26 protein-coding genes are annotated in these 22,705 nt (G+C 45.1%); 17 read left to right on the top strand and 9 right to left on the bottom strand.

Annotated features, from left to right (window positions below; genetic code table 11):
- Positions 1–15 precede the first annotated feature (15 nt).
- On the bottom strand, positions 16–1,539 hold the full coding sequence (locus MD536_RS06065) for a DUF4394 domain-containing protein (protein ID WP_239596750.1): 1,524 nt from the start codon (positions 1,537–1,539) through the stop codon (positions 16–18).
- Between the two features lie 69 nt (positions 1,540–1,608).
- The gene (locus MD536_RS06060) at positions 1,609–2,328 is read right to left on the bottom strand and encodes a pyridoxine 5'-phosphate synthase (protein ID WP_239596748.1); all 720 of its coding nucleotides are present in this window, start codon (positions 2,326–2,328) and stop codon (positions 1,609–1,611) included.
- Here MD536_RS06060 and MD536_RS06055 point away from each other — a divergent pair.
- On the top strand, positions 2,322–2,477 hold the full coding sequence (locus MD536_RS06055) for a hypothetical protein (RefSeq protein WP_239596746.1): 156 nt from the start codon (positions 2,322–2,324) through the stop codon (positions 2,475–2,477). The genes MD536_RS06060 and MD536_RS06055 overlap by 7 nt on opposite strands.
- Positions 2,474–2,827 carry a four helix bundle protein gene (locus MD536_RS06050; protein WP_239596744.1) on the top strand — a complete coding sequence of 118 codons (354 nt, stop codon included), beginning with the start codon at positions 2,474–2,476 and terminating at the stop codon, positions 2,825–2,827. Before MD536_RS06055 ends, MD536_RS06050 begins: the two co-directional genes overlap by 4 nt.
- Before the next feature lie 60 nt (positions 2,828–2,887).
- On the opposite strand, the gene MD536_RS06045 is transcribed toward MD536_RS06050, so the two are convergent.
- The 3 genes from MD536_RS06045 to MD536_RS06035 are packed head-to-tail and all read right to left on the bottom strand — an operon-like array spanning position 2,888 to position 7,060.
- Positions 2,888–5,344, bottom strand: a complete 2,457-nt coding sequence (locus MD536_RS06045; protein ID WP_239596742.1) for a carboxypeptidase-like regulatory domain-containing protein — start codon at positions 5,342–5,344, stop codon at positions 2,888–2,890.
- Between the two features lie 29 nt (positions 5,345–5,373).
- Positions 5,374–6,024 (bottom strand): ribulose-phosphate 3-epimerase, encoded by a 651-nt coding sequence (gene rpe, locus MD536_RS06040; RefSeq protein ID WP_239596741.1) that lies wholly within the window; start codon positions 6,022–6,024, stop codon positions 5,374–5,376.
- Between the two features lie 25 nt (positions 6,025–6,049).
- Entirely contained in the window at positions 6,050–7,060 is a 1,011-nt protein-coding gene (locus tag MD536_RS06035) for a tetratricopeptide repeat protein (protein WP_239596738.1), read from the bottom strand.
- 70 nt (positions 7,061–7,130) lie between these two features.
- On the opposite strand from MD536_RS06035, the gene MD536_RS06030 reads away from it, so the two are divergent.
- A complete protein-coding gene (locus MD536_RS06030; protein WP_239596736.1) occupies positions 7,131–8,237 on the top strand; it encodes a TolB family protein in 1,107 nt (368 codons plus the stop codon).
- A gap of 23 nt (positions 8,238–8,260) precedes the next feature.
- The gene (locus MD536_RS06025) at positions 8,261–8,728 is read left to right on the top strand and encodes a hypothetical protein (RefSeq protein WP_239596733.1); all 468 of its coding nucleotides are present in this window, start codon (positions 8,261–8,263) and stop codon (positions 8,726–8,728) included.
- A gap of 72 nt (positions 8,729–8,800) precedes the next feature.
- Here MD536_RS06025 and MD536_RS06020 read toward each other — a convergent pair whose 3' ends face one another.
- A complete protein-coding gene (locus tag MD536_RS06020) occupies positions 8,801–9,952 on the bottom strand; it encodes a pyridoxal phosphate-dependent aminotransferase (RefSeq protein WP_239596732.1) in 1,152 nt (383 codons plus the stop codon).
- Positions 9,953–9,998: 46 nt separating this feature from the next.
- Positions 9,999–10,502: a metallophosphoesterase family protein gene (locus MD536_RS06015; protein ID WP_239596729.1), complete on the bottom strand. Its 504-nt coding sequence runs from the start codon at positions 10,500–10,502 to the stop codon at positions 9,999–10,001.
- Between the two features lie 173 nt (positions 10,503–10,675).
- On the opposite strand from MD536_RS06015, the gene MD536_RS06010 reads away from it, so the two are divergent.
- The 12 genes from MD536_RS06010 to aroQ all read left to right on the top strand — a co-directional run bounded on the left by MD536_RS06010 (position 10,676) and on the right by aroQ (position 18,511).
- Entirely contained in the window at positions 10,676–11,833 is a 1,158-nt protein-coding gene (locus MD536_RS06010; protein WP_239596727.1) for a homogentisate 1,2-dioxygenase, read from the top strand.
- Between the two features lie 187 nt (positions 11,834–12,020).
- Positions 12,021–12,416, top strand: a complete 396-nt coding sequence (locus MD536_RS06005) for a hypothetical protein (RefSeq protein ID WP_239596725.1) — start codon at positions 12,021–12,023, stop codon at positions 12,414–12,416.
- Positions 12,417–12,602: 186 nt separating this feature from the next.
- Positions 12,603–12,821, top strand: a complete 219-nt coding sequence (infA, locus tag MD536_RS06000; protein ID WP_234863970.1) for a translation initiation factor IF-1 — start codon at positions 12,603–12,605, stop codon at positions 12,819–12,821.
- 10 nt (positions 12,822–12,831) lie between these two features.
- Positions 12,832–12,948 carry a type B 50S ribosomal protein L36 gene (ykgO, locus tag MD536_RS05995; RefSeq protein ID WP_014220631.1) on the top strand — a complete coding sequence of 39 codons (117 nt, stop codon included), beginning with the start codon at positions 12,832–12,834 and terminating at the stop codon, positions 12,946–12,948.
- A 52-nt stretch (positions 12,949–13,000) separates the two neighbouring features.
- A complete protein-coding gene (gene rpsM / locus MD536_RS05990) occupies positions 13,001–13,381 on the top strand; it encodes a 30S ribosomal protein S13 (RefSeq protein WP_234863969.1) in 381 nt (126 codons plus the stop codon).
- A 110-nt stretch (positions 13,382–13,491) separates the two neighbouring features.
- Entirely contained in the window at positions 13,492–13,893 is a 402-nt protein-coding gene (gene rpsK / locus MD536_RS05985; RefSeq protein ID WP_234863968.1) for a 30S ribosomal protein S11, read from the top strand.
- Positions 13,894–14,023: 130 nt separating this feature from the next.
- Positions 14,024–14,629 (top strand): 30S ribosomal protein S4, encoded by a 606-nt coding sequence (rpsD, locus tag MD536_RS05980; RefSeq protein WP_239596723.1) that lies wholly within the window; start codon positions 14,024–14,026, stop codon positions 14,627–14,629.
- Between the two features lie 46 nt (positions 14,630–14,675).
- Entirely contained in the window at positions 14,676–15,674 is a 999-nt protein-coding gene (locus tag MD536_RS05975; protein WP_239596721.1) for a DNA-directed RNA polymerase subunit alpha, read from the top strand.
- A 156-nt stretch (positions 15,675–15,830) separates the two neighbouring features.
- Positions 15,831–16,340 (top strand): 50S ribosomal protein L17, encoded by a 510-nt coding sequence (gene rplQ / locus MD536_RS05970; RefSeq protein ID WP_239596719.1) that lies wholly within the window; start codon positions 15,831–15,833, stop codon positions 16,338–16,340.
- A gap of 91 nt (positions 16,341–16,431) precedes the next feature.
- Positions 16,432–17,541 (top strand): glutamine-hydrolyzing carbamoyl-phosphate synthase small subunit, encoded by a 1,110-nt coding sequence (carA, locus tag MD536_RS05965; RefSeq protein WP_239596717.1) that lies wholly within the window; start codon positions 16,432–16,434, stop codon positions 17,539–17,541.
- A 16-nt stretch (positions 17,542–17,557) separates the two neighbouring features.
- On the top strand, positions 17,558–18,091 hold the full coding sequence (locus tag MD536_RS05960) for a GNAT family N-acetyltransferase (protein ID WP_239596716.1): 534 nt from the start codon (positions 17,558–17,560) through the stop codon (positions 18,089–18,091).
- 3 nt (positions 18,092–18,094) lie between these two features.
- Positions 18,095–18,511, top strand: a complete 417-nt coding sequence (aroQ, locus tag MD536_RS05955) for a type II 3-dehydroquinate dehydratase (protein WP_239596714.1) — start codon at positions 18,095–18,097, stop codon at positions 18,509–18,511.
- Here the strand turns inward: aroQ and MD536_RS05950 are convergent, their stop codons facing one another.
- Positions 18,512–21,040 carry a VPS10 domain-containing protein gene (locus tag MD536_RS05950; RefSeq protein WP_239596712.1) on the bottom strand — a complete coding sequence of 843 codons (2,529 nt, stop codon included), beginning with the start codon at positions 21,038–21,040 and terminating at the stop codon, positions 18,512–18,514.
- Positions 21,041–21,083: 43 nt separating this feature from the next.
- Between MD536_RS05950 and MD536_RS05945 the strand changes: the two genes are divergently transcribed.
- Entirely contained in the window at positions 21,084–21,749 is a 666-nt protein-coding gene (locus MD536_RS05945) for a toxin-antitoxin system YwqK family antitoxin (protein ID WP_239596711.1), read from the top strand.
- Here MD536_RS05945 and MD536_RS05940 read toward each other — a convergent pair.
- Positions 21,743–22,591 carry an alpha/beta hydrolase gene (locus tag MD536_RS05940; protein WP_239596709.1) on the bottom strand — a complete coding sequence of 283 codons (849 nt, stop codon included), beginning with the start codon at positions 22,589–22,591 and terminating at the stop codon, positions 21,743–21,745. The two genes, MD536_RS05945 and MD536_RS05940, sit on opposite strands and share 7 nt — an antisense overlap.
- Positions 22,592–22,705: the final 114 nt, after the last annotated feature.

Here is a 22,705-nt window from a genome sequence, read left to right as displayed (position 1 = left end):
GGTATCAGTGTAAGTCTAAAAACCTAGTCCTACTGTAAATCCATGGACGGTTCCGCTAAAACTGTAATTACCTGATGGGGTGGCTGCCCCGGTATTGAGATTGATTTCATAGAGTTTCGAGCTCCCGTTTACTGTCAGAATGGCCCATGCTTTGCCCGACTGACCGCCTATATCAAATCCATCCGCGTTTTCAAAATTGATTCCAACTGAACCTACTTCAACTAATGTTCCATTATTGGGAGGATCCTGCTTGTAGAGTTTATCAGTTCCGCAATCCAGATCGTACAAAATGGTAGCCGTAGCTCCTGGTATATTATTAGTATAAGCAGCACCACTCACGGAAGGCATTCCAGGATTAAGATTACCATCAACGGCAGCAACAGAACCATCATTGGGATTAAGGCGTAGATTCTGTCCGGTATTACTTACCACCCTGATTCTGTCTACAGTTGGATTAAAATCAAATCCAAAGTGCATTCCGGATAAGGCAGTACTGAAGGCTGTAGTACCAACCACCGTTGCAGCTCCATTGGAAGTGTTTAATACATAAAGTCTGCTACTGCTACCCAGCGCATATAGGGCACCGTTAGCTGGCCTGAAATCGATTCCTACAATGGTTTCATCTGGTTGAAGTCCGGTTATTGCTTTTGTTACAGGCATGGGATCGGTAGGGTCAAAGATGAGCAGGTTGATGCCACCACCGATAGCATATGCTACAGGATCTGTCGGGATGGCTAATCCCATCGGATTGTTTACTCCCATTAATTCACCAATTTTCATTGATTTACCTGTGGTCAGATCAATCCGGTACAGCTCTGCTTTGCCGTTTTTATTGTTGACAGCCAATGCAGCGCTGTTATCCGGACTAATATCAAATCCAACCTCACCACTAAAATCATTATTCAGTTTTCCAACAGCAACCAGGGTTCCGTTGTTGGGTGGATCCTGCTTGTACAGCATATCTGTTTCGGTATCGATGTCAAAAAGGGTAGTGGTGCTGGTTCCGGCTTTGCTATCGGTATAAGCCACTGCTGTAATCATTGCATTACTCACTCCATTTATTGCTCCATCCGTTGCAACAACAGCACCAGTTTCGGGATGTACGCGTAGGTTCTGTCCATTGCTTGTAACAATGCGGATGCGATCAACAGTTGGATTGAAATCAAATCCTGCAATTGTACTAGCTAACACCGGACTAAAGGGCATAGTACCGATGGCATTGGTATTGCCTGTAGTTTGATTGATTACCAGTAGCCTGCTTGTATTACTCAGCGCATATAGCTGACCGGTAGCAGGCCGGAAATCTATTGCCAGCAACGATTCTCCTTCCTGTAATCCATTAATAGCAAGGGAACTGATGGGCATGCGGGGCGCTGATGCATTAAACCGAACCAGTTTATTGCCTTCATCTAATACAAGAAATTCAACATCCGGTCCTTTGGGTTCCATACCCGGGCTGTCTTCTTTTTTACACGAACTAAAGCCGATAAGGGTTGCCAGTGCTGCACAGGCAACGAATTGTGTTGTTGTCCTTTTCATGGTATCCAGTTTATTGGTTTTGGATACCTACGAGAAAGGTTTTCTGTTGGATTTAATTTTTAAAAAAAATTAGGGTTGCAGTTGCCGACGGTACAACTGTATGGTGTTTTCCAGTCCCAGGTAGATGGCGTCACAGATCAGTGCATGCCCTATAGAAACTTCATCCAGGAAAGGAATCTGTTTGGAAAAATAGCCCAGGTTATGGAGATCAAGATCGTGACCGGCATTAATTCCCAGTCCCAGTTCCTTCGCCCGATTGGCTGCCTGCACATAAGGGCCAACCGCTTTTTCTTTGTTTTCCGGGAAGAGTCGGGCATATCCTTCGGTATACAATTCGATTCTGTCGGTTCCGGTTTCTACTGCACCTTCCACCATCTCCACTACCGGGTCCACAAAAATGGAAGTGCGAATACCGGCCTGTTTAAAAATCCGGATCATTTCTTTTAGGTATTCTTTATGCTCAAGTGTATTCCAGCCATGGTCAGAAGTGATTTGTCCCTCTGCATCAGGTACCAGCGTAACCTGGTGTGGTTTTACTTCTAATACGAGATCAATAAATTTTGCTTCCCTGCAATTGCCCTCAATATTAAACTCTGTAGTGATGATCGGTTTGATAGCCCGAACATCTGCATACCGTATATGTCTTTCATCCGGCCTTGGGTGTACAGTTACGCCATCCGCTCCAAATAATTGTACATCCTTAGCAACCTTCACCACATCCGGATTATTCCCCCCGCGGCTATTCCGAATAGTGGCAATTTTATTGATGTTGACTGAGAGTTTTGTCATGGGGCAAATGTATGGAAGATGGAACAATGGAAGAAAGGAGGAAGGGAAAAAAGGGGAAAGGAAGAATGGAGAAAAGGAAGAAAGGAAGGGGAAGATGGGTGGAAAAACTGTTTTTTGTAGCAATTGCAGGATTTAAATTACCTGCATGATTGCAAAACTTGAGGATATGGATGTTTATGTGAGATCTCTGGAATTGGCAATGGAAGTATTTGCTTTGACGAAACAATTTCCTGCTCCGGAGCTATATTCGTTATGTTCTCAATTAAATCGCGCTGCCAGATCAGTTTCTTTGAATATTGCAGAAGGATGGGGCAGACGTTTTTATCCAAATGAAACAAAGAAGGCATTTGTGTATGCTTTGGGATCAACAGAGGAAACTATTTCCGCACTTAAAATTTCGATGGATTGTGGCTATATTCCTTCAGAAAAATATGAACTTCTTCTTGGTAATTATAGAAAAATCGCGGCCCAACTCTATCGTCTCTATAAAAACTGGTAATCCTAGATCTCCCGTTGTCCCTCTTCCCTTCCTCCATCTTCCTTTCCTTCATCTTCCATGCTACCACCTCCCCACCAACTTCACATTCAATAACCTGGGTGTTAGCCGATTGGGTATGGCATAGGTGGTGTTGGAGAAATCCTTGATCAGCAGATAGGAAATCGTATTGGCGCGGTCAATTAAATTAAACACTTCAAGGGAGAGCCAGATGTTTTCAAATTCCCGGAAAGGCGCATGGCGGCGGCGGCGCGACTTGTCGCTATTGAGCAGCAGAGCACTGAAGCCCAGGTCAATCCGGATATACGGATCAATGAACAGCGCATTCCGGTAGCGCACAGAATTGGGAATATTATAAGGCAGGTTGGAACCGTACAGCCCATTGATATACACCTTGATATTTTTATTGGTGGACAAATAATCCTGAAAAAACATCCCAATAGTCAGCAAACGGTCGGTGGGTCTGCGCAGGTAACCATTTTGTGTCAGAGTGCTGTCAATAGGTTGGTTTTGTTCATTGAGTGTGTACTTGTAATAGAAATCATCCTTGATGTCTTCACGGGTGCGCATGAACCCGATACTCAGGTAACTCTCTGCATCTTTTACCAATTCTCCATAGAGTCGTGCTTCCAGGCCGGTTGCATAGGCGCGCGCATTGTTCTCTCCAAAATAACGCAATCGCACATTGTCAATATCATAGGGCACAACATCCCATAAAGATTTAAAATAAGCTTCGGTGCTCAATCGCAATACCTGGTTAAAAGCAGGAAAATGATAATCAAATCCACCACTTACCTGCCAGCTTTTTTGGGCTTTTACCTCGGTATTCAGACTGCCGTCATATCGTCGCAATTCCCGGTAAAAAGCGGGTTGCATGTAAATGCCTGCACTCGCACGGAAGATAATATCCTTTTCCCAGCGGGAAGGTTTCCAACTAATGCCTGCACGGGGTGATACCAGCCATTCTTTATTCAGGTCATTGTAATTGATCCGGGCTCCCAGTTGAAGGATGGTGCCTGATGAATCTCCCAGTGAAATATTATCCTGCCAATAAGCAGCCACCCGGTGAATATCCAGGTTGGCATCGGAACGAAGGCTTTTAAACAAGGACAGGTTGCCCGGCTGATAAGGCAAACTGTATCCAGCGGAATCCTGGTATTCAAATTCCCTCAACCGATCCCACACCTGTTGCCTGTCAACCGATATGCCCCATTGGTGAAAATGCTTTCCCCTGGTCAGTGTTCCTTTATGACTAAGATTGAGCACGCTAATTCTAAGTTGATTCCGGGCATATTGCTGAAATACGCCTGCACCCAATGGGTTCACGATTAAACCAAAATCCGGACGACTGCGATCAAAGGATCGCTCACCAAATAAGTATGCGCCTGTAATATCAATGGATTCGGCTTCCTTGTTTTCAAACCAGGAAGCCAGCCATTTCAGTCGCAGGTTTTTAGTTACCTGTTTAGTTACCGAAAGCCCGGCCATACTGGTTGAATACCGATCTTTTTCACGTCCTTCAAAATAAATATCCAATCCAATATTACTGGTGAAGAAAGGAGAGAAAACAGAGGTGCTGGGTTGACTGAAAGCCGGTTCCAGTTCAAAACGGGTACGGGAAAGATTGCCAAAAAACTCGGCCGACCATTTTTCTGAAAATTTCCAGGTAAACAATCCCTGCAGATCCGCAGAAGAGGGAACATAATTTCCTTTGGTTTCCTGGCTGCTTAGCAGGTTCCGGTTGTTGCGGTTACGCACTCCGATTAAATAGGTAAAGGGTTTTTTCTTCCCACTGCCTTCCAATTGTAATCCCTGCTCCAATAATCCTATATAGGCTGAACCACCATGTTCTTTTGGTTTCTTGTATTGTATATCAAGAACGGATGAGAGTTTATCGCCATACCGTGCCTGAAAGCCTCCATTGTAAAACTGAACCGACCGGGTCATTTCCGGGTTGATAAAACTAAGTCCTTCCTGCTGCCCATTTCTGACCAGGTAAGGCCGGAAAATTTCAAAATCGTTTATATAAATCAGGTTCTCATCGTAACTGCCTCCCCTTACATTATAATTGGATGTGAGTTCATTGTTGGATCCCACAAATACCTTGATCAAACTTTCGATACCGCCACCAGGAGAGGGAATATTAATTGCTTGTTTGGGATTGATGGTAACAAGGCCTGATTCTCTTCTGCTGCGTTCATCCGTTACCGTTACTTCTTCGAGTTCTGTCTTGCCTGGCAGCATCCGGATGGGAACAAATTCATTTTCGCCTGCATTTAATAGGAAATTCCGCTGGAGCGTACTAAATCCTGCGTGACTGAATACCAATGCAAATGCACGGTTAGCCGGAACCGTTAGTTGAAAGTAGCCGCTGTCGTTTGACTGAACTGCTTGTTTTTTCCCTAATACCGTGATGGTTACAGCAGGGATGGGTTTGTCATCCTGATCAATAATCCTGCCGCTCAGCTGTGCTGTTTTTAACTGAGCCTGTAATGCCAGACCGTTAACTAGGAATAACACCAGGAAAGAAATGAATGGCAGCCACTTCATCAGGCGTCACAATGCTTGAGCGATGAAATTACCTGGCGGGGATCAGGCGCATGAAATACAGCGCTGCCCGCAACCAGTACATGGGCACCTGCTTCACTTAACTGTTTGGCATTGGAAAGATCAACCCCTCCATCAATTTCAATTTTCACATCCAACCCAAACTGGTCGATCCGTTGCCTTAAGGTTTTTACTTTTTGGTAGGTATGCGGGATGAATGATTGACCGCCAAAACCCGGATTGACACTCATCACCAGTACCAGTCCGATATCAGGAAGTATATCCTGCAGCAGTTGAACCGGCGTATGCGGGTTGATGGCAACTCCGGGAATCATTCCAAGATCGCGGATCTGTTGAATATTCCTGTGTAAATGCCGGCAGGCTTCATAATGCACTGTCAGGATATCGGCCCCGGCCCTGGCAAACGCTTCTGTATACTTTTCAGGCTCTTCGATCATCAAGTGTACATCAAAAAGCTTCTGTGTTGTTTTTCGGAGTTGCTGTATGATGGGTAGCCCGAAACTGATGTTGTTTACAAATCTTCCATCCATTACATCCAGGTGAAACCAGTCTGCTTCACTTTCATTCAACATTCGTGCTTCAGCTTCCAGGTGGAGAAAATTGGAGGCTAATAAAGAGGGGGCTACGATCATCTTGGTTAATATTCCGTAAGTAAATTTATTCTTTTCCTTCAACCCGTTCAGCGCCTTCTATGGCTTCTTTAAAAGTTTTATCCAGTGAATAGGCCCTTCCATAATTGAGCAATGCCTCCTGTTTCATGCCGAGTGCTTCATAACACCGGCCCTGCCAGTAATAGGCTTCCGGATAGGTGTTAGTAACGGTGGCAGCCAGCTTAAATTGCTGTAAGGCCTCATCCAGGTTATTGGCTTCATAATAAATGATGCCCTTTTCCACATAGGCTTCCTGGAATTTCCAGTTCATCCGGATACAGGTATTGAAAAGTTCCAGCGCTTTGGATTTGTTACCGGTATTTACATAAAAAACTCCCTTGATGAAATAAGGGTCAGCCATTTCTCCCAAACTGTCGCGGGCTATTGCCCGGTCAGCCAACAACAAGGACCGGTCATTCTTCTGCTCAGCATAAATATTGGCCAGTGTTAGTCCGGTTAACAATAAGGGCTGTAGCTGATAAGATTTTTCCAGGTCGCGAATCGCAGCTGCCGTATCTGTTTGCTCCAGGTAGAGCAATCCTCTTTCATACCAGGCTTCAAAATTTGTAGAATCTTCGGCTAAGAGTTTGTTGTACGACAGGATGGCTTCATTTGTAGCACCATTGTTTACCAACGCTTCGCTTAAGCGTCGCTGAAAGCCTGTGTTTTCAGGGTACTTTTTTATCAGTTCCTCCAGGAAACGTACCGCTTCCCGGTTGTTTCCCAGCATAAAAAGCACATTCACCAATTGTTCAGCACTTTCTTCCGATGGATTAAGCTCCCATGCCTTAGTCAGATCAGCCTGGGCCAGCTGAAGTTCATCCTGTTGCAACAATAAAGCTGCCCTGCGCTTGTACAAAGCTGTATTGCCTGGATCTTCATTTATACTATCTGTAATAGTTTGATAGGGTGGCTGGGTCAGGATAGCAGCAACTTCCCCCTTTTCAGTATTGGAATTGTTACAGGCTACGCTGACTGCCCAAACACCAATTAGTAATCTGGCAAACCATGATTTCATCTGTCAAATCTATGGTTTTCAGTAAAAATGAGTTTATACCAATACATTTGCCGGGTAAATACTTGCTATTATGAGTTCGATTTCGTGGATCGCCGCAGGTTTTTTGGCGGTTATTTCAGGATTTTTTTCAAAAGAGAGTACCCCCGCCAGGAATCAACCTGCACCAATTGCCGATACCTTACATTATCCGGAAGAGACACATTTTAAAAATCTTCGGCAACTGACTTTTGGCGGTGATAATGCCGAGGCCTATTTCAGTTACGATGGCAAATACCTGATTTTTCAGAAAACCTATGCAAAAGAGGGTATTCCCTGTGATCAGATATATATCGGCAAAATCCCTACAAAACCAGAAGAGGTGTTTGTTCCCAAACTGGTAAGTACCGGAACAGGCAGAACCACCTGTGCCTACTGGTTGCCGGATGGCAAACATTTCGTGTATGCATCCACGCACCTGGGTTCAAAAGATTGTCCCCCGGTTCCGGACCGTTCCAAATATGGTAACAAATATATCTGGCCTTTATACCCTTCCTACGATATTTTCCTCGCAGACACCAATGGCGTTATTGTGAAGCAACTCACTAATGCCAAAGGATATGATGCAGAAGCCACCATTTCACCGGATGGTAAAAAGATGATCTATACCAGTGATAAGGATGGCGATCTGGAACTCTATATCATGGATCTGAAAACCGGTAAAGAAAAGCGCATCACCCATGATATCGGATACGATGGGGGAGCCTGGTTCAGTCCGGATGGCAAAAAAATCATCTGGAGAGCAAGCCGCCCGAAAACAGCCGAAGAAATCTCCTCCTACAAAGAATTACTGGCCGAACACCTGGTAGCACCTACCAATATGGAAGTGTTTACTGCTAACGCAGATGGTTCCGATGTCAAACAAATTACCAGCCTGGGACAAGCCAACTGGGCGCCCATATTCATGCCCGATAGTAAGCGCATTCTTTTTGCGTCCAACCATGAATACCGCAGGGGATTTCCCTTTAATCTTTATATGATGAATGGCGATGGCAGCAACCGGATCAAGATTAGTCGCGATAAAGGCTTTGACGCCTTCGCCATGTTCAGCTACGACGGTAAAAAAATTGTATTCTGCAGTAACCGAAATAATGGTGGTACGCGCGATACGAATATATTTGTAGCAGACTGGGTGGAATAATTGAATCATCAAAACCAAAGAATATGTACACGGGACTTTTGCATTTACACAGTTTTTTACGTTGGATCATCCTGATCCTGTTGCTGGTTGCCATTTATCGACATTATACTGGCATGACCAAGAAAGCAGGTTATACTGCAGCAGACAGAAAAGTAGATCTGTTCTTAATGATCTCAGCACATATCACCCTGCTGGTTGGTTTGTACCAGTGGTTTGTTGGTCCGTGGGGCTTAAAACTCATCCAGGCCAAAGGTTTTGGAGAAGTAATGAAGAACTCTGCGGAACGCTTCTTCGCAGTTGAACACTTTGTAGGAATGCTGGTCGTGATTGCCCTGATCACTGTTGGACGCTCCAAGGGAAAACCTGCTACCGCCGGTGCAGCTGAACACAAAAAAGCATTTGGCCTTTTCATTGCAGCCCTGCTGCTGATTCTGCTTCTTGTTCCCTGGCCGTTCCGGGAGGAACTGGGAAGAGGATGGCTTGCGAATTAGGAAGTGAGACGTCAGACGTGAGATGTGAGACGTGAGAAGCCCCCGATTACGATGTGATCGGGGGCTTTTTTATTAGGTGAATTTCATGCCTTCTATGGTTTTGAGGAAGGCTTTCATCTCTTCCAGGGTGCCAATACTCACCCGGCAATATTTGCCATCCGGCAATTCACTGGATCGCAATACAATGTTCTTTGCCAGCATATCCGCAGCAAAATCACCTTTGTATTGCTTTAAATGAAAAAAAATAAAATTAGTATAGGATGGTATCACGGTGAAGCCTGAACGCTTTAACGCATCTTCTGTATACTGTCGGGCTGCTGCATTCAGTTTTTTGGACTGAATACTGTGACTGGTATCTTTCAAGCTGGCCATCGCCGCCGTCAGCGATAACGCATTCATGCAAAAATTACTGTTGCCAAAATAGTTTTCCTGTAAGGATTTGATCGTAGATGGATCCGCCAGGATAAACCCTACCCGCATTCCCGCCATAGCGTGAATTTTGGAGAAGGTCCGGATGATAACAATGTTTTTATTCCCTTTTTTTACCAGGGAAAGCATTGACTCGTTATAAGGTGCATCCAGAAAATCGATATAAGCTTCATCGATCGTAACTACTGTTTTTTTACTGGCTTCTTCACAAAATGCTTTCAGTTTATCTGGATGTAAAACAGTGCCGGTCGGATTCGCCGGATTACAGATATATACCTGGGCGGTTTCAGTGTCAATAGCTTTTGACAAGGCTTCCAAATCATGAACCTGTTGACCATCCAGCGGAATTTCTTTTACCTGGACACCGATTTTCTTTGCCGTGTTGGGTAGGATGCCAAATGTTGGAGTAGCGGTAACCAGGTTGCCTTTTGAATAATGACGGGCCAGCAGATTGAGCGCTTCTCCGGAGCCGGGTGTCAGTAGCAGGTGATCTGTCGTTACATCATAATAATCCGCCAGCTGTTTTCTGAATTCCTGCACATGCGGGATATTATATTGATAACGGTGAGCCTGCCCGATCATTTCACTGATTGCTTTTTTCGCCAGGGGCGCTAATCCATAAGGATTCTCATTGGAGCCCAGGTTGATCAGCGATGGATTGGAATTGGGCAGGAGTTGGCTAAGCTCTTTGGGCAGATAATCTTCACCACCCAGGCTGTTAAGGGAAGCAGTAATACCCAGTGCTGCCAGTGTGGACTGTTTCAGCCAGTTCCTCCGGTTGATACTGTTAGACATAGAATAGCTGTTAGTTTGATGTAAAAGTTACATTAATTTCCGGAGATCAGCCACGCTTGCCGAGTTCAATCACTTCACAATTTCGCATCTCTTTATCCTCAATCTCAAACCGTATCATTGTCCTCACCTGGTGCCAACCCTGTTTGCCCGCAGCACCCGGATTCATGTGCAGGCAGTTCAATTCCGGATCAAACTGCACTTTTAAAATATGGGAATGCCCGGAGATAAATAAACCGGCCTTCGTTTCCTTTAAGCTTGCTTTTACCCCTGGTGCATAACGGCCCGGATACCCACCAATATGTTTCATAAAGACCACCACCCGTTCACAGGTAAAACAATTTTCCTCCGGATAAACCGAGCGGATATCATTGCCGTCAATATTGCCAAATACTCCTTTTAGCGGCAGGCCAGATTGTTGCTCCAGTTCTTTGGCTAATTGAAGACTGCCGAAATCCCCGGCATGCCAAACCTGGTCGCAGTTTGTAAGATGTGTAAATAGCTGCGGGTCGAGGTAACCATGTGTATCAGACAAAAGCGCAATTCGGGTCATGGGTAAAATTAGGATTTTGTACTTTCGCACAACGATTGTTATGCCTTACTTCCGAAATTTTACCTGGTGGATTGATAAGCGTCGCTGGAAATTTATTTTCCTGCTGGCGAGTCTGGCTATGGATAAAAACTAATCTATCCTGCCAGCTGATTATTCAACTTTAAAATTGATTTATGCCACATTATCATACACTGGGAAATATTCCCCACAAACGTCATACACAGTATAGAAAGCCGGATGGAACCCTCTATTCGGAGCAACTTTTTTCAACGGAAGGATTCTCCAACGATTATTCCATCTTATATCATTGTCATCCGCCAACCCAGATCATCCGTACTGATCCGCCGGTTTCGGTTATGCCTGAAATAGCGGAAGAAAAAATGCTGCAGCATCGCAGTTTTGAAGGATTTAAAATTCCTCCTGCGGATGATTACCTGGAAAGCCGGAAAGCCATCCTGATAAACAATGATTGCCATATCGTACTGGCTGCGCCCAGGAAAGGCACAACCGATTATTTTTTCAAGAATACGGATGCTGATGAACTGATTTTTGTGCATGAAGGTTCCGGCGTGGTGCTGACCCAATATGGCAAACTGCCTTTTTCTTATGGCGATTATATCCTGCTGCCGCGGGGTACTATTTATCAGATTGATTTTGCCACAACCGACAACAGGCTGTTTATTGTCGAGTCCTTTAGTCCGATACATTATCCCAAGCGGTATTTGTCCAAATATGGTCAATTGCTTGAACATTCACCTTTTTGTGAGCGCGATATCCGGCCGCCCCAGGACCTGGTGACCATTGATGAAGCAGGTGATTTCCTGATCAAAGCCAAAAAGAAAGGGGTGCTGTATGGATTGCATTACGGGCATCATCCCTTTGATGTGGTGGGTTGGGATGGTTGTTGTTATCCTTTCATTTTCAGTATCCACGATTTTGAACCCATAACCGGACGGGTACACCAGCCTCCACCGGTTCACCAGACTTTTGAAGCACACAATTTTGTGGTATGTTCATTTGTACCACGTTTGTACGATTATCATCCTGAGGCTATACCCGCGCCTTATAACCACAGTAATATTGATTCGGATGAACTGCTGTATTATGTAGACGGCGATTTTATGAGCCGAAAAAATGTTACCAGGGGGATGATCACCCTGCATCCTGCCGGGATCCCACATGGCCCGCACCCCGGAGCTGTTGAAAAAAGCATCGGTAAAAAGGAAACCGGGGAACTGGCTGTGATGGTGGACACCTTCCATCCCCTCCAGCTTACCAAAACCGCTCTTGAAATAGAGAATTTGGGGTATACGATGAGTTGGGCGGAGTGAGCATGGATGTGAGACGTCAAACGTGAGACGTCAAACGTGAGACGTCAGACGTGAGACGTGAGACGGGGAGGAGGGAAGAATGGAGGAAGGAAGAGGGGATACGGGGTATGGATTTGTGAAATTTCGTCTCACATCTCACGTTTCACGTCTCACTTTTTCCTTATATTACTCCTAAATTATCTGCCATATGATCAAATTCAATCAAATCAAACCAGGAGATTATGTGCTGGCGGAATATGAGGGGGAATTATGGGAAGGAATCGTAAATGAAGTAAACAGGGAAGACAAGGAGGTCTGTGTTCAGACCGAGGTGCAGGATTTTTGGTTTAAACCGGAAGAACTTCGTCCGATTCCTCTGGACGAGCATCAACTGACGAAATTTGGATTTGAGAAAGAGATTCCGGGCGATGGCTGGATCAAGTATAAAAAAGGCCCTTTCCGGATCCTGATGACAGAAAAAGATGGTTTCCAGGATTTTGAAATCTGGTACCGCGAAGACCGCCGCCATATCAAGCAGCCACTCTTCGTGCACGAACTCCAGAATCATTATTATGATATGACGAAGGTGGAGTTGGGGAGGTAAGGAAGACGGAGGAATGGAAGAGGGAGGAATGGAAGAAAGGGCATCCGATGTCCAATGCTCCATTTCTCCCTCTTCCATTCCCCCATTTCTCCCTTTTTCCTGCTGTTTTTCAACAAATTGTGGATTTTTCCCCATTTTTTTCATTTTAACTAATATTAATACTATCTTTGCGCTCCCAAAATCTGTATGGCAAAACAAGCACTCATTAAACAGGATGGAATTATTGTGGAAGCACTTTCGAACGCGATGTTCAAAGTGAAGCTTCAGAATGAACACGAAATTCTGGCAACTATTTCAGGAAAAATGAGAATGCACTATATCCGGATTCTGCCTGGTGATAAGGTAGGTGTGGAGATGAGTCCGTACGATTTGACAAGAGGCAGGATTATTTTTAGATATAAATAACATAAGCATCATGAAAGTTCGTGCATCCATCAAAAAGCGCAGCGCCGATTGCAAAATAGTGCGTCGGAAGGGAAGGCTGTATGTGATTAACAAGAAGAACCCCCGTTACAAGCAGAGACAAGGTTAATCCCAGCTTTGCATTTGTCAGTCATTTGTAAAATTGAAAATAGAATCAGATTATGGCTCGTATTGCCGGTGTTGACTTACCAAAAAACAAAAGAGGCGAAATAGGCCTGACCTACATCTTCGGAATCGGTCGTTCTACCGCCAAGCAAATTCTTGATCAGGCTGGAATCAGTCATGACAAGAAAGTGCATGAGTGGAACGATGATGAATTAGCGGCTATCCGTAACTTCATTACCGATGAACTGAAAGTAGAAGGCCAGTTGCGTTCTGAGGTTCAGATGAGCATCAAGCGTTTGCTTGATATCGCCTGTTACCGTGGTTTACGTCACCGTAAAGGGTTGCCGCTTCGTGGTCAGCGTACCAAAACGAACAGCCGCACCCGTAAAGGAAAGCGTAGAACAGTTGCTGGTAAGAAAAAAGCTCCTAAGAAGTAAGACATAGAGCTACCGCATCCGGATCCGGTCTTAGGAGGGGGAGGAGCGGTGCCGTCCTGGCTCAGGTGAACCAGGAAGAATTTTTTAAAGATTACCTCATTATCTAAGTAATGGCAAAACAACAAAACAGCGCAAAAGCCGCTGCCAAAAAAAGAGTAGTGAAGGTGGATGCATATGGTGATGCTCATATTTCAGCCACTTTCAACAACATCATTATCTCACTGACAAACAAAAATGGTCAGGTTATTTCATGGTCTTCTGCCGGTAAAATGGGTTTCAAGGGTTCTAAAAAGAACACTCCCTATGCCGCCCAGATGGCTGCTGCTGATGCCGCCAAAACCGCTCTGGATGCCGGTTTGAAGCGTGTTGACGTATTCGTGAAAGGTCCCGGTTCCGGCCGCGAAGGAGCTATCCGCTCCCTGAGTCAGTCGGGTATCGAAGTGGTAATGATCAAAGACGTTACTCCGTTACCACACAACGGTTGTCGTCCTCCGAAAAAGCGCCGCGTATAAATGTTTTTATATACCGAAACCCAAGGCCCGACCGGCTTTGGGTTTCGGATTTTGTATTTTCTAACATGGGTGTACAATTTATTTTAAGATTTTTACCGATTGTACATCGCAACTAAAAAATCAAGTTGATATGGCACGTTACACTGGTCCAAAGACCAAAATTTCAAGAATCTTCGGTGAGCCCATTCTCGGTAATGGGAAATGGCTGAACAAGAACAGCAATCCTCCCGGTCAGCATGGTGCTGCCCGAAAGCGTAAGAGCCTGGGTGAATACGCACTGCAGCTGCGCGAAAAACAAAAAGCCAAGTACACTTATGGCGTACTGGAGAAGCAATTCCGTAAAACCTTTGAAGAGGCTTCCCGCCGTAAAGGTGTTACTGGTGAAAACCTGATTAAATTACTGGAAGCTCGCCTCGATAATACGGTTTTCCGTATGGGTATTGCACCTTCCCGTCCTGCTGCCCGCCAGCTGGTTAGCCACAAACACATCATGGTAAATGGTGAAGTGGTAAACGTACCTTCTTTCCAACTGAAAGCTGGAGATATCATTACCTTCAAACCCGGATCAGACGAAAAAACAGGTCTGACCAGCCAGGTTCGTGGTAAGAATCAGAAGTTTAGCTGGATCGACTGGAATGAGACTACTATGACTGGTACTTTCATCACGTATCCTGAAAGGGAAAGTGTTCCTGAAAACATTAAGGAGCAACTGATCGTGGAATTGTACTCTAAGTAATAGTGTCGAATAAATAACCCATACAAAACGTAAATCGAACATACAAATGGCCATTTTAAACTTTCAGAAACCCGACAAAATCGTTTTGCAGAAAGCAAATGATTTTGAAGCACAATTCGAATTCCGTCCCTTAGAGCCAGGTTATGGTGTAACCATTGGTAACGCCCTTCGCCGGGTACTGCTCAGCTCTCTGGAAGGTTTTGCGATCGTGGGTATCAGAATTGAAGGGGCTGAACATGAATTTGCTACCATCAAAGGGGTTACAGAAGATCTGACAGATATCATTCTGAACCTGAAGCAGGTTCGTTTTAAGAAGGTGGTTGACACAGAAGTTACCAACGAGAAGGTTGTTCTTCATATTAAAGGAAAAAGCGAGTTTACTGCCGGTATGATCCAGGACGGTACCCAGAGCTTCCAGATCATGAATCCGGAACTCCTGATTTGTACCATGGATCCTTCCGCGAAACTGGAGATTGAACTGACCATCGGTAAAGGCCGCGGTTATGTTCCTGCAGAAGAAAACAAGCTGAAAGATGCTCCTCTTGGTTATATTCCGATCGACTCTATTTATACCCCCATCAAAAACGTAAAATACAGCGTTGAGAATACCCGGGTTGAACAGAGAACCGATTTCGAAAAACTGATCATGGATGTGGCTACTGACGGAACCATTCACCCTGAAGAGGCAGTGAAGCAGGCTTCCCGTATCCTGATTCAGCACCTGATGATCATCACCGATGAGAACATCACCTTCGATAACAAGGAAGAGAAAAAAGAAGACCTGGTAGACGAACAGACTCTGCAACTGCGCAAAGTGCTGAAGACTCCACTGGAAGATCTCGACCTCAGCGTTCGTGCATTCAACTGCCTGAAAGCTGCCAAGATCAATTCCCTTAGCGAACTGGTTCAGTACGAGCAGGAAGACCTCATGAAATTCCGCAATTTCGGTCAAAAATCGCTGGCTGAAATTGAGCAGGTGTTACATGAGCGTGGCCTTAGCTTCGGTATGGACCTGGCAAAACTGGGAATCGACAAGGAAGACTAAGGAAGTAAGAATTTTGAAGTAAGAAGTAAGAAGTAATATTCGATGTGAAGTAGATGAACTAGTGATTTCGGGATGTTTTTTTCACCTTTCACTTTTCACCTTTCACAATAATCAGGCTGCAATTCCTGACACGGTGCAGCCGTAAAACAACAAGTCATGCGTCACGGAGACAAAATCAACAACCTGGGTCGTAAGAAAGCCCATAGAGAAGCCCTGCTGGCTAACCTTAGTATCAACCTGATCGAGCACAAGCGTATTGTGACTACCCTGGCTAAAGCCAAGGCACTGCGCGTGTTCATCGAGCCACTGATCACAAAGGCTAAATCAAATGATACCCACAATCGTCGTGTAGTTTTCAGTTACCTGCAGAATAAAGAAGCAGTTACTGAACTCTTCAGCACCATCGCTGAAAAAGTTGGTGGTCGCCCCGGTGGTTACACCCGTATCATCAAACTGGGCGCACGTCCTGGTGATAATGCTGAGCAGGCTATGATCGAACTCGTAGACTTCAATGAAGTATACGGTAAAACCGCTGAAGCGAAAGCTGAACCGGCTAAGAGAACTCGTCGTGGTGGTAAAAAAGCGGCTGAGGCAAAAGCTGAAGCTCCTGCTGCAGAAGCCACTGAAACGCCCGCTGAATCAACCCCTGAAAAAGCGGCTGAATAAGGATGAATGATTGATTCTCAATAATGGGCAGAATGGTTTTTCCATTCTGCCTTTTTTTTACGGATATTTGCAAAACTTTTTCCCAATACACATGCAACAAACTCCTCAACAAAAAGCTATCCTCGTTCTGCAGGATGGCTCGGTTCACCATGGTAAGGCATTTGGTAAAATTGGTACCACTACCGGTGAACTTTGTTTTAATACGGGTATGACAGGTTATCAGGAAGTGTTTACAGACCCCAGTTACTATGGCCAGGTGATTATAATGAACTCTGTGCATATTGGTAACTATGGCGTTAAGGATGAAGATGTAGAATCCGGTTCTGTAAAAGTGCGTGGTATTGTCAGCCGTAACCTCGAAGAACATTTCAGTCGCCGCCTTGCAAAAGGTTCCCTGGATGAATACCTCAAAGAGAATAATATTGTTGCTATAGAAGGAGTGGATACCCGCGCGCTCACTGCTAAAGTGCGTACAGAAGGTGCCATGAACTGCATCATTTCTTCAGAGATCTTTGATGTGGAAGAATTAAAGAAACAACTGAGCCAGGTGCCTTCCATGGATGGCCTCGAACTGGCAAGTGTAGTTAGCACTACTGAACCTTACGAAATGGGTGATCCTAACAGTGACCTGCGGATTGCTGTTCTCGATTACGGTGTGAAGAAACATATCCTGCAGTGTATGGTAGACCGCGGGGCTTTTGTTCGCGTATACCCTGCCAAAACTTCTTTCGAAGAACTACAGCAGTTTGCTCCCGATGGATATTTTATCAGTAATGGTCCTGGTGACCCTGCACCCATGGACTATGCGGTTACTACTGTAAAATCGATTCTTGAAACAAATAAACCCATGTTCGGTATCTGCCTGGGGCACCAACTCCTGGCCCTTGCCAACGGTATCCCGACCTTTAAAATGCACCATGGTCATCGTGGTTTGAATCACCCGGTTAAAAATTTGATTACAGGTAAATGTGAAATCACTACCCAGAACCATGGCTTTGGTGTGGATCCGGAAGCAGTGAAAAAGGCCGATCATATCGAGATCACGCATGTGAACCTGAATGACCATTCCATTGAAGGTATCCGCGTTAAAGGCAAACCTGCTTTTTCGGTTCAATACCATCCGGAAAGCACCCCGGGACCTCATGACAGTCGTTACCTGTTTGATGAGTTCATCGGTATGATTAAAGCTTCGAAGAATTAATTCGTAGTTTTAATGCATGCTGCAGCTCAGTGCTTGTAAAGCAGGCGACTTTTTACTGGAACCTATTGTCAGAGCCGATCAGCCTTTTGTATTCAAAGGACTGAGTGATCCTGCCGTTATTCGATTCTATGGAGTTTCATACGATTCATTGGAGGCTACTGCAGAACAAATGGATTTCTATGAAAACCTGGTTAAAGAGGAGCGTGGTGCTGCCTGGAAGATTGTTGATGGGTTGAACCAACTGCCTGTTGGTGTGCTTGCCGGTTATGACTATCAACCCCAGCATGAAAAGATGGAAATCGGCTTCTGGCTGTTACCAGAATACCAGGGTAAAGGAATACTTCGAAAAGTGCTTCCTGTTTTCCTGCAGCAATTGCAAACCTTATTTAATCTGCACCGGCTGGAAGCTACTGTTGAATCTGAAAACCTGGCCAGTTGCCGGCTCCTTGAAAAAGCAGGTTTTCAAAAAGAGGGGTTGCTACGTGAGTGTGAAATCAAAAATGGAAAACGTATCAGTCTTTTCGTATATTCCTTATTGTTAGCGAACTGAATTATGAATATTGCCATCCTAAACGGACCCAATCTCAATCTGCTGGGAAAACGCGAACCCGGTATCTACGGCTCGCAGGATTTTGAAAGTTTCCTTCAAAGCCTGCAGGCAAAATATCCCGCCATTAGCATTAGTTATTTTCAATCCAATGTAGAAGGAGAATTAATTGATGAACTTCAGCGCCTGGGTTTTTCAGTGGATGGCATTATCCTGAACCCTGGCGGTTATACCCATACTTCTGTTGCCCTCGGTGATACCATCGCGGCCATTACCAGCCCGGTGATTGAAGTGCATATAAGCAATGTGCATGCCCGTGAGGACTTCAGAAAACTTTCCCATATCAGTGCCAAAGCAAAAGGTACGATTGCCGGGTTGGGACTGAAAGGCTATGAATTAGCCCTTCAGTTTTTCTTACCCTGATTATTTTTTTGCATCCGCAGACACCAGTTTTTGAATGCCGCTGAGTGAGCAGATATAAATGCTTCTGCCATGAGTTCCTACTACCAGTTCATTCGCCTCTTCCTGTATGGCCAGGTCATGTACAGGAATTGCTGCCGGTATATCTTTGGTGAAGGCATGAAAGCTGGTGCCATTATCCAGGCTGGCATACAATCCTCCATCTGTTCCTGCATATAAAATGCCTTTTTCTTTTGGATCTTCCCTAAGAACGTTTACTGGCTCAGCTGGCAGGTTCATGCCCAGTTGCTTCCAGTTCTGACCATAATCCTCACTCACATAGATATACGCTGTAAAATGATCATTGCGATAACCGTTCAGCGTTACATACACCCGGCCTTCCTTCCACTTGCTCGCAACTACTCTCGATACATACAATCCCTGTGGCAGTCCCGGTTGCTTCTTTGCAGGCTGACCAACTTTCGTCCAGCTATTACCCCCATCCTTACTCACCTGCACATTCCCATCATCCGTGCCGATATAGAGCAATCCGAAACGCAGCGGTGATTCTGAAATAGTGGTGATGGTTCCAAATGGCACATCGCCAGTTTTAGCCCCATTGGTAAGATCTGCACTCATGGTTTGCAGCTCTTCCCCACGATTCAGTGAACGATGAAATTTACTGGATCCATAATACAGGATATCCTGGTTGTGAGAACTTAGTAAGATGGGCGTTTGCCAATTAAAACGCAAGGGATATTCTCCCATTTTATGAAGCGGACGAATCATTTTGCGTTCGCGGGTAGCGAGGTTGATCCGGGTATAAAATCCAAATTGAGAACCTGTATATACGACCTGGTTGGTCCTGGTATCTACCTGGGCCTGCATACCATCTCCTCCACCAATGCGCTTGTACGCATACTCACCCCTTTCCGTCCAGTAGGTATTCTCTTTGTGATTGGATGGGCCATACCAGCTGCCATTGTCCTGCAAGCCTCCATAAATGTTATAGGGCTTTGCTTTGTCTACTGCGATGGCATAATACTGACCAACAGATGGCGCCTGAACCTTGAACCATTCCACACCGCGGTCATAACTGATATTACAGCCTCCGTCATTACCATTGATGATGTGATCATCCTTACGCGGATTGATCCATAAGGCATGATGATCCGAATGCACGTTGGGCTTATCAATTGATACAAATGATTTACCTCCATCTTCTGATACCATCAGATCAATTCCAAGAATAAAAACACGCTCCGGATTGGAAGGCGATACATAGATCTTCCCAAAATAATAACCATAACTGCTGTAATTGTCAATTGGCTTCAGGTTGGTTTTTGTCCAGCTCTTACCTCCATCTTCCGAACGATACACTTCACATCCCTTCACCGATTTATTCTGGAAGCCATCGTCAACAAACAGAAAATTATACAGTGCAGTTGGAGCAATAGAGTCCATGGCTACCATCCGCTTCAAACGTTCAACAGTATATTCTGCTGGTACGCGGTTCGTGCTTAGGAATTTTTTAAGCCGACTGCTGTCCAGTTGTTGAAAGCCAGCTTTATCAAGGTTCTTCAAGGCTGCCAGCTGATAGGTAGAATCGTTGTCTTTTTTTACCACTACTTCACGGGCATCCTGGTTGTCTACTACTGCATACACTATACTGGGTTGTTTCGGATATACGCCCAATCCAATTCTTCCGGTTCCCGCACCTGTTACAAATCCGGATCCCTCACCACTGATAAGCTGCCAGTTCGTACCACCATCCGTAGATTTATATATACCACTGGTTTTACCACTTTCTTCAAAATTCCAGGCAGAGCGGGTTCTGTACCACATAGCTGCATAGAGTTCATCCGGCTGCTGCGGATTGAGTTGAAGGTCGATGGCACCGGTGGTTTCATCTATGTATAAGGTCTGCTTCCAGCTTTTGCCGCCATCCGTAGTTTTATAAATGCCGCGTTCCTTATTCGGACTGTATAAATGTCCCATTACCGCCACCCAGGCAGTCAGGCTATCGGTTGGATGCAACACCACTTCTCCGATGTGATGTGAGTCAGCAAGACCGAGATATGTCCAGCTAGCTCCATTATCAGATGATTTATACATCCCAATGCCGGCATAGGTAGAGCGACTGCTGTTCACTTCGCCTGTGCCCAACCAGATGGTTCGTTTTGGACTGTTCCAGTTTATGGCGATATCTCCAATCCCGATAACCATTTCCTGGTCAAAAATAGGTGTAAAGGAGAGTCCGTTGTTCTTTGTATGCCAGAGTCCGCCAGTGGCATACGCCAGGTAGAATTCAGTCGGATCCTCAGGGTTCACTTCCAAGTCAACTACCCGTCCGCCCATGATGGCTGGTCCCACATTCCGGAAAGAGATGTCCCTTAACGGGCTGTTGTTCCTGGCCTCCTGCCGCTTTTGCAAAGCTTTAAGACGTTCATCGCCACTGGTTGGGCGGATTTGTGCATAGCTTTGTAGAGCCAGGAAAAGACAGAGGATTCCGGCATATTTATTGGGACGGATAAGAGAGCCTGAAAATACCATGGCAGTCGAGTTTGCGTTTTAGTTAAAATCAAACATAACAACAATGCGTTGGATTTTGATCATATCCCTGCTGATTTCCTTACCTGCTGCAGCCCAGTGGAAGGATTATATCATTGGTGTGAAGGGTGATACCCTGAACAAAGTGGACCTCCAGGGCAGAAAACAGGGGCCCTGGGTACATCGGTATGAAACCATTCGGGGAGAAAGAGGGTTTGAAGAAGAAGGGGAATATGTAGATGATCGCAAAGAAGGCATGTGGCGCAAATACAGCCTGATGGGTGATCTGATGGCGATTGAAAATTATCGCTGGGGCTTCCTAGATGGGAAGGCGCAGTACTTTAACAATGCCGGAAATGTATTCCGGGAAGAATCCTGGAGAGCTTTCAATCCGGATAAAGTATACGATACAATTGATGTGGAAGATGTTCTCTTACCCGGCAATTTCAAACAGGTAATTGTAAAAAATGAAGGGGCCTCCGTAAAACACGGAACCTGGAATTATTTTGATCCGGCAAGCGGACTGATTGTCAAAACCGAGACCTATACCTTAGGTAAGATCGAGAAAAACAACAATCCTTCAACTCTTGGTACAGATACGCTTTCTATGGGAGCAAAAAAAGTTCCAAAGCCAAAGGAAGTACTGGAATTTGAGAAGAAAAATGCTGGCAAGAAAAAGGTTAGAGTAAGAGACGGATCTGTTGGTTATTGATCCTGTTGTGTAAGCTTATCCCAACGTTTTCTGAAGAAGAGGAGTTGATAATCGATCGCATTCTGCCAATACTCCCAGTTATGCCTGCCCGGGCGTTCGGTATAATCATGCGCGATTTCCATTTCTGCCAGCCGTTTGCGGGCAGACCGGTTTGCCATCAGCAGATAATCATCTGTTCCACATTCCAGCGTTAAGGCAACCGTTTCCTTTAAGGTGGTATCACCGGCATTGAATTCCTTTAATTTATTCCAATTGATTTGACAACAACTGGTATCTACTGATTTATCTCCCGCCCTGGCAATGATTGATTTGGCGATGGGATCCACCATTAATGCTCCACTCATACTGCCTGCAGCCGCGAACAATTCCGGATAATGGGATGCCATAAACAAGGCACCAAACCCTCCCATACTGAGTCCGGCTACTGCCCGAAACCGTCGGTCATTGGCTGTGGGGTAATTTTTATCAATATAGGGGATGAGTTCCTTGATAAAGTGTGATTCAAACCGGTAGGAACTATCCAGCGGATTGTTGAAATAGAGGGTGGTTCGTCCACCATCCGGACAAACAATCAGGCAGTTAAAACGGTCAGCAGCAGCCTGCAACTCCGGCACTTTGGTGATCCATAAATTATAGCTTCCACCCATGCCGTGCAAGAGGTACAAAACCGGGAATCCCTTTTCGGGTGCTTTGGTAACCGGCTGGACTACTATGAATTTCATGTCCTTTTTCATAGCCGGACTATACAAACTCAGGGTATCCACTTTCCCGGCCATTAGGGAAAACTGGGCGAAGAGCAGAACTAATACCATCAGGGAACGAAACCAATAAGAAATCCGCATAAACTCAACAATAGGTTGAAAAAATTAACTGAAAAATACCTGATCTGGTTCACAAATAAATGATAAAGAAATTTTGAAAGATGTGTATTATGATTTAAATTTGATATCACTATA

Origin of the sequence: Flavihumibacter cheonanensis, assembly GCF_022352215.1 — a bacterium.
In the GTDB taxonomy this organism is placed as follows: Bacteria; Bacteroidota; Bacteroidia; order Chitinophagales; family Chitinophagaceae; genus Flavihumibacter; species Flavihumibacter cheonanensis.
The sequence above is the reverse complement of the archived record's forward strand: the minus strand, read 5'-3'. Positions and strand labels throughout refer to the sequence as shown.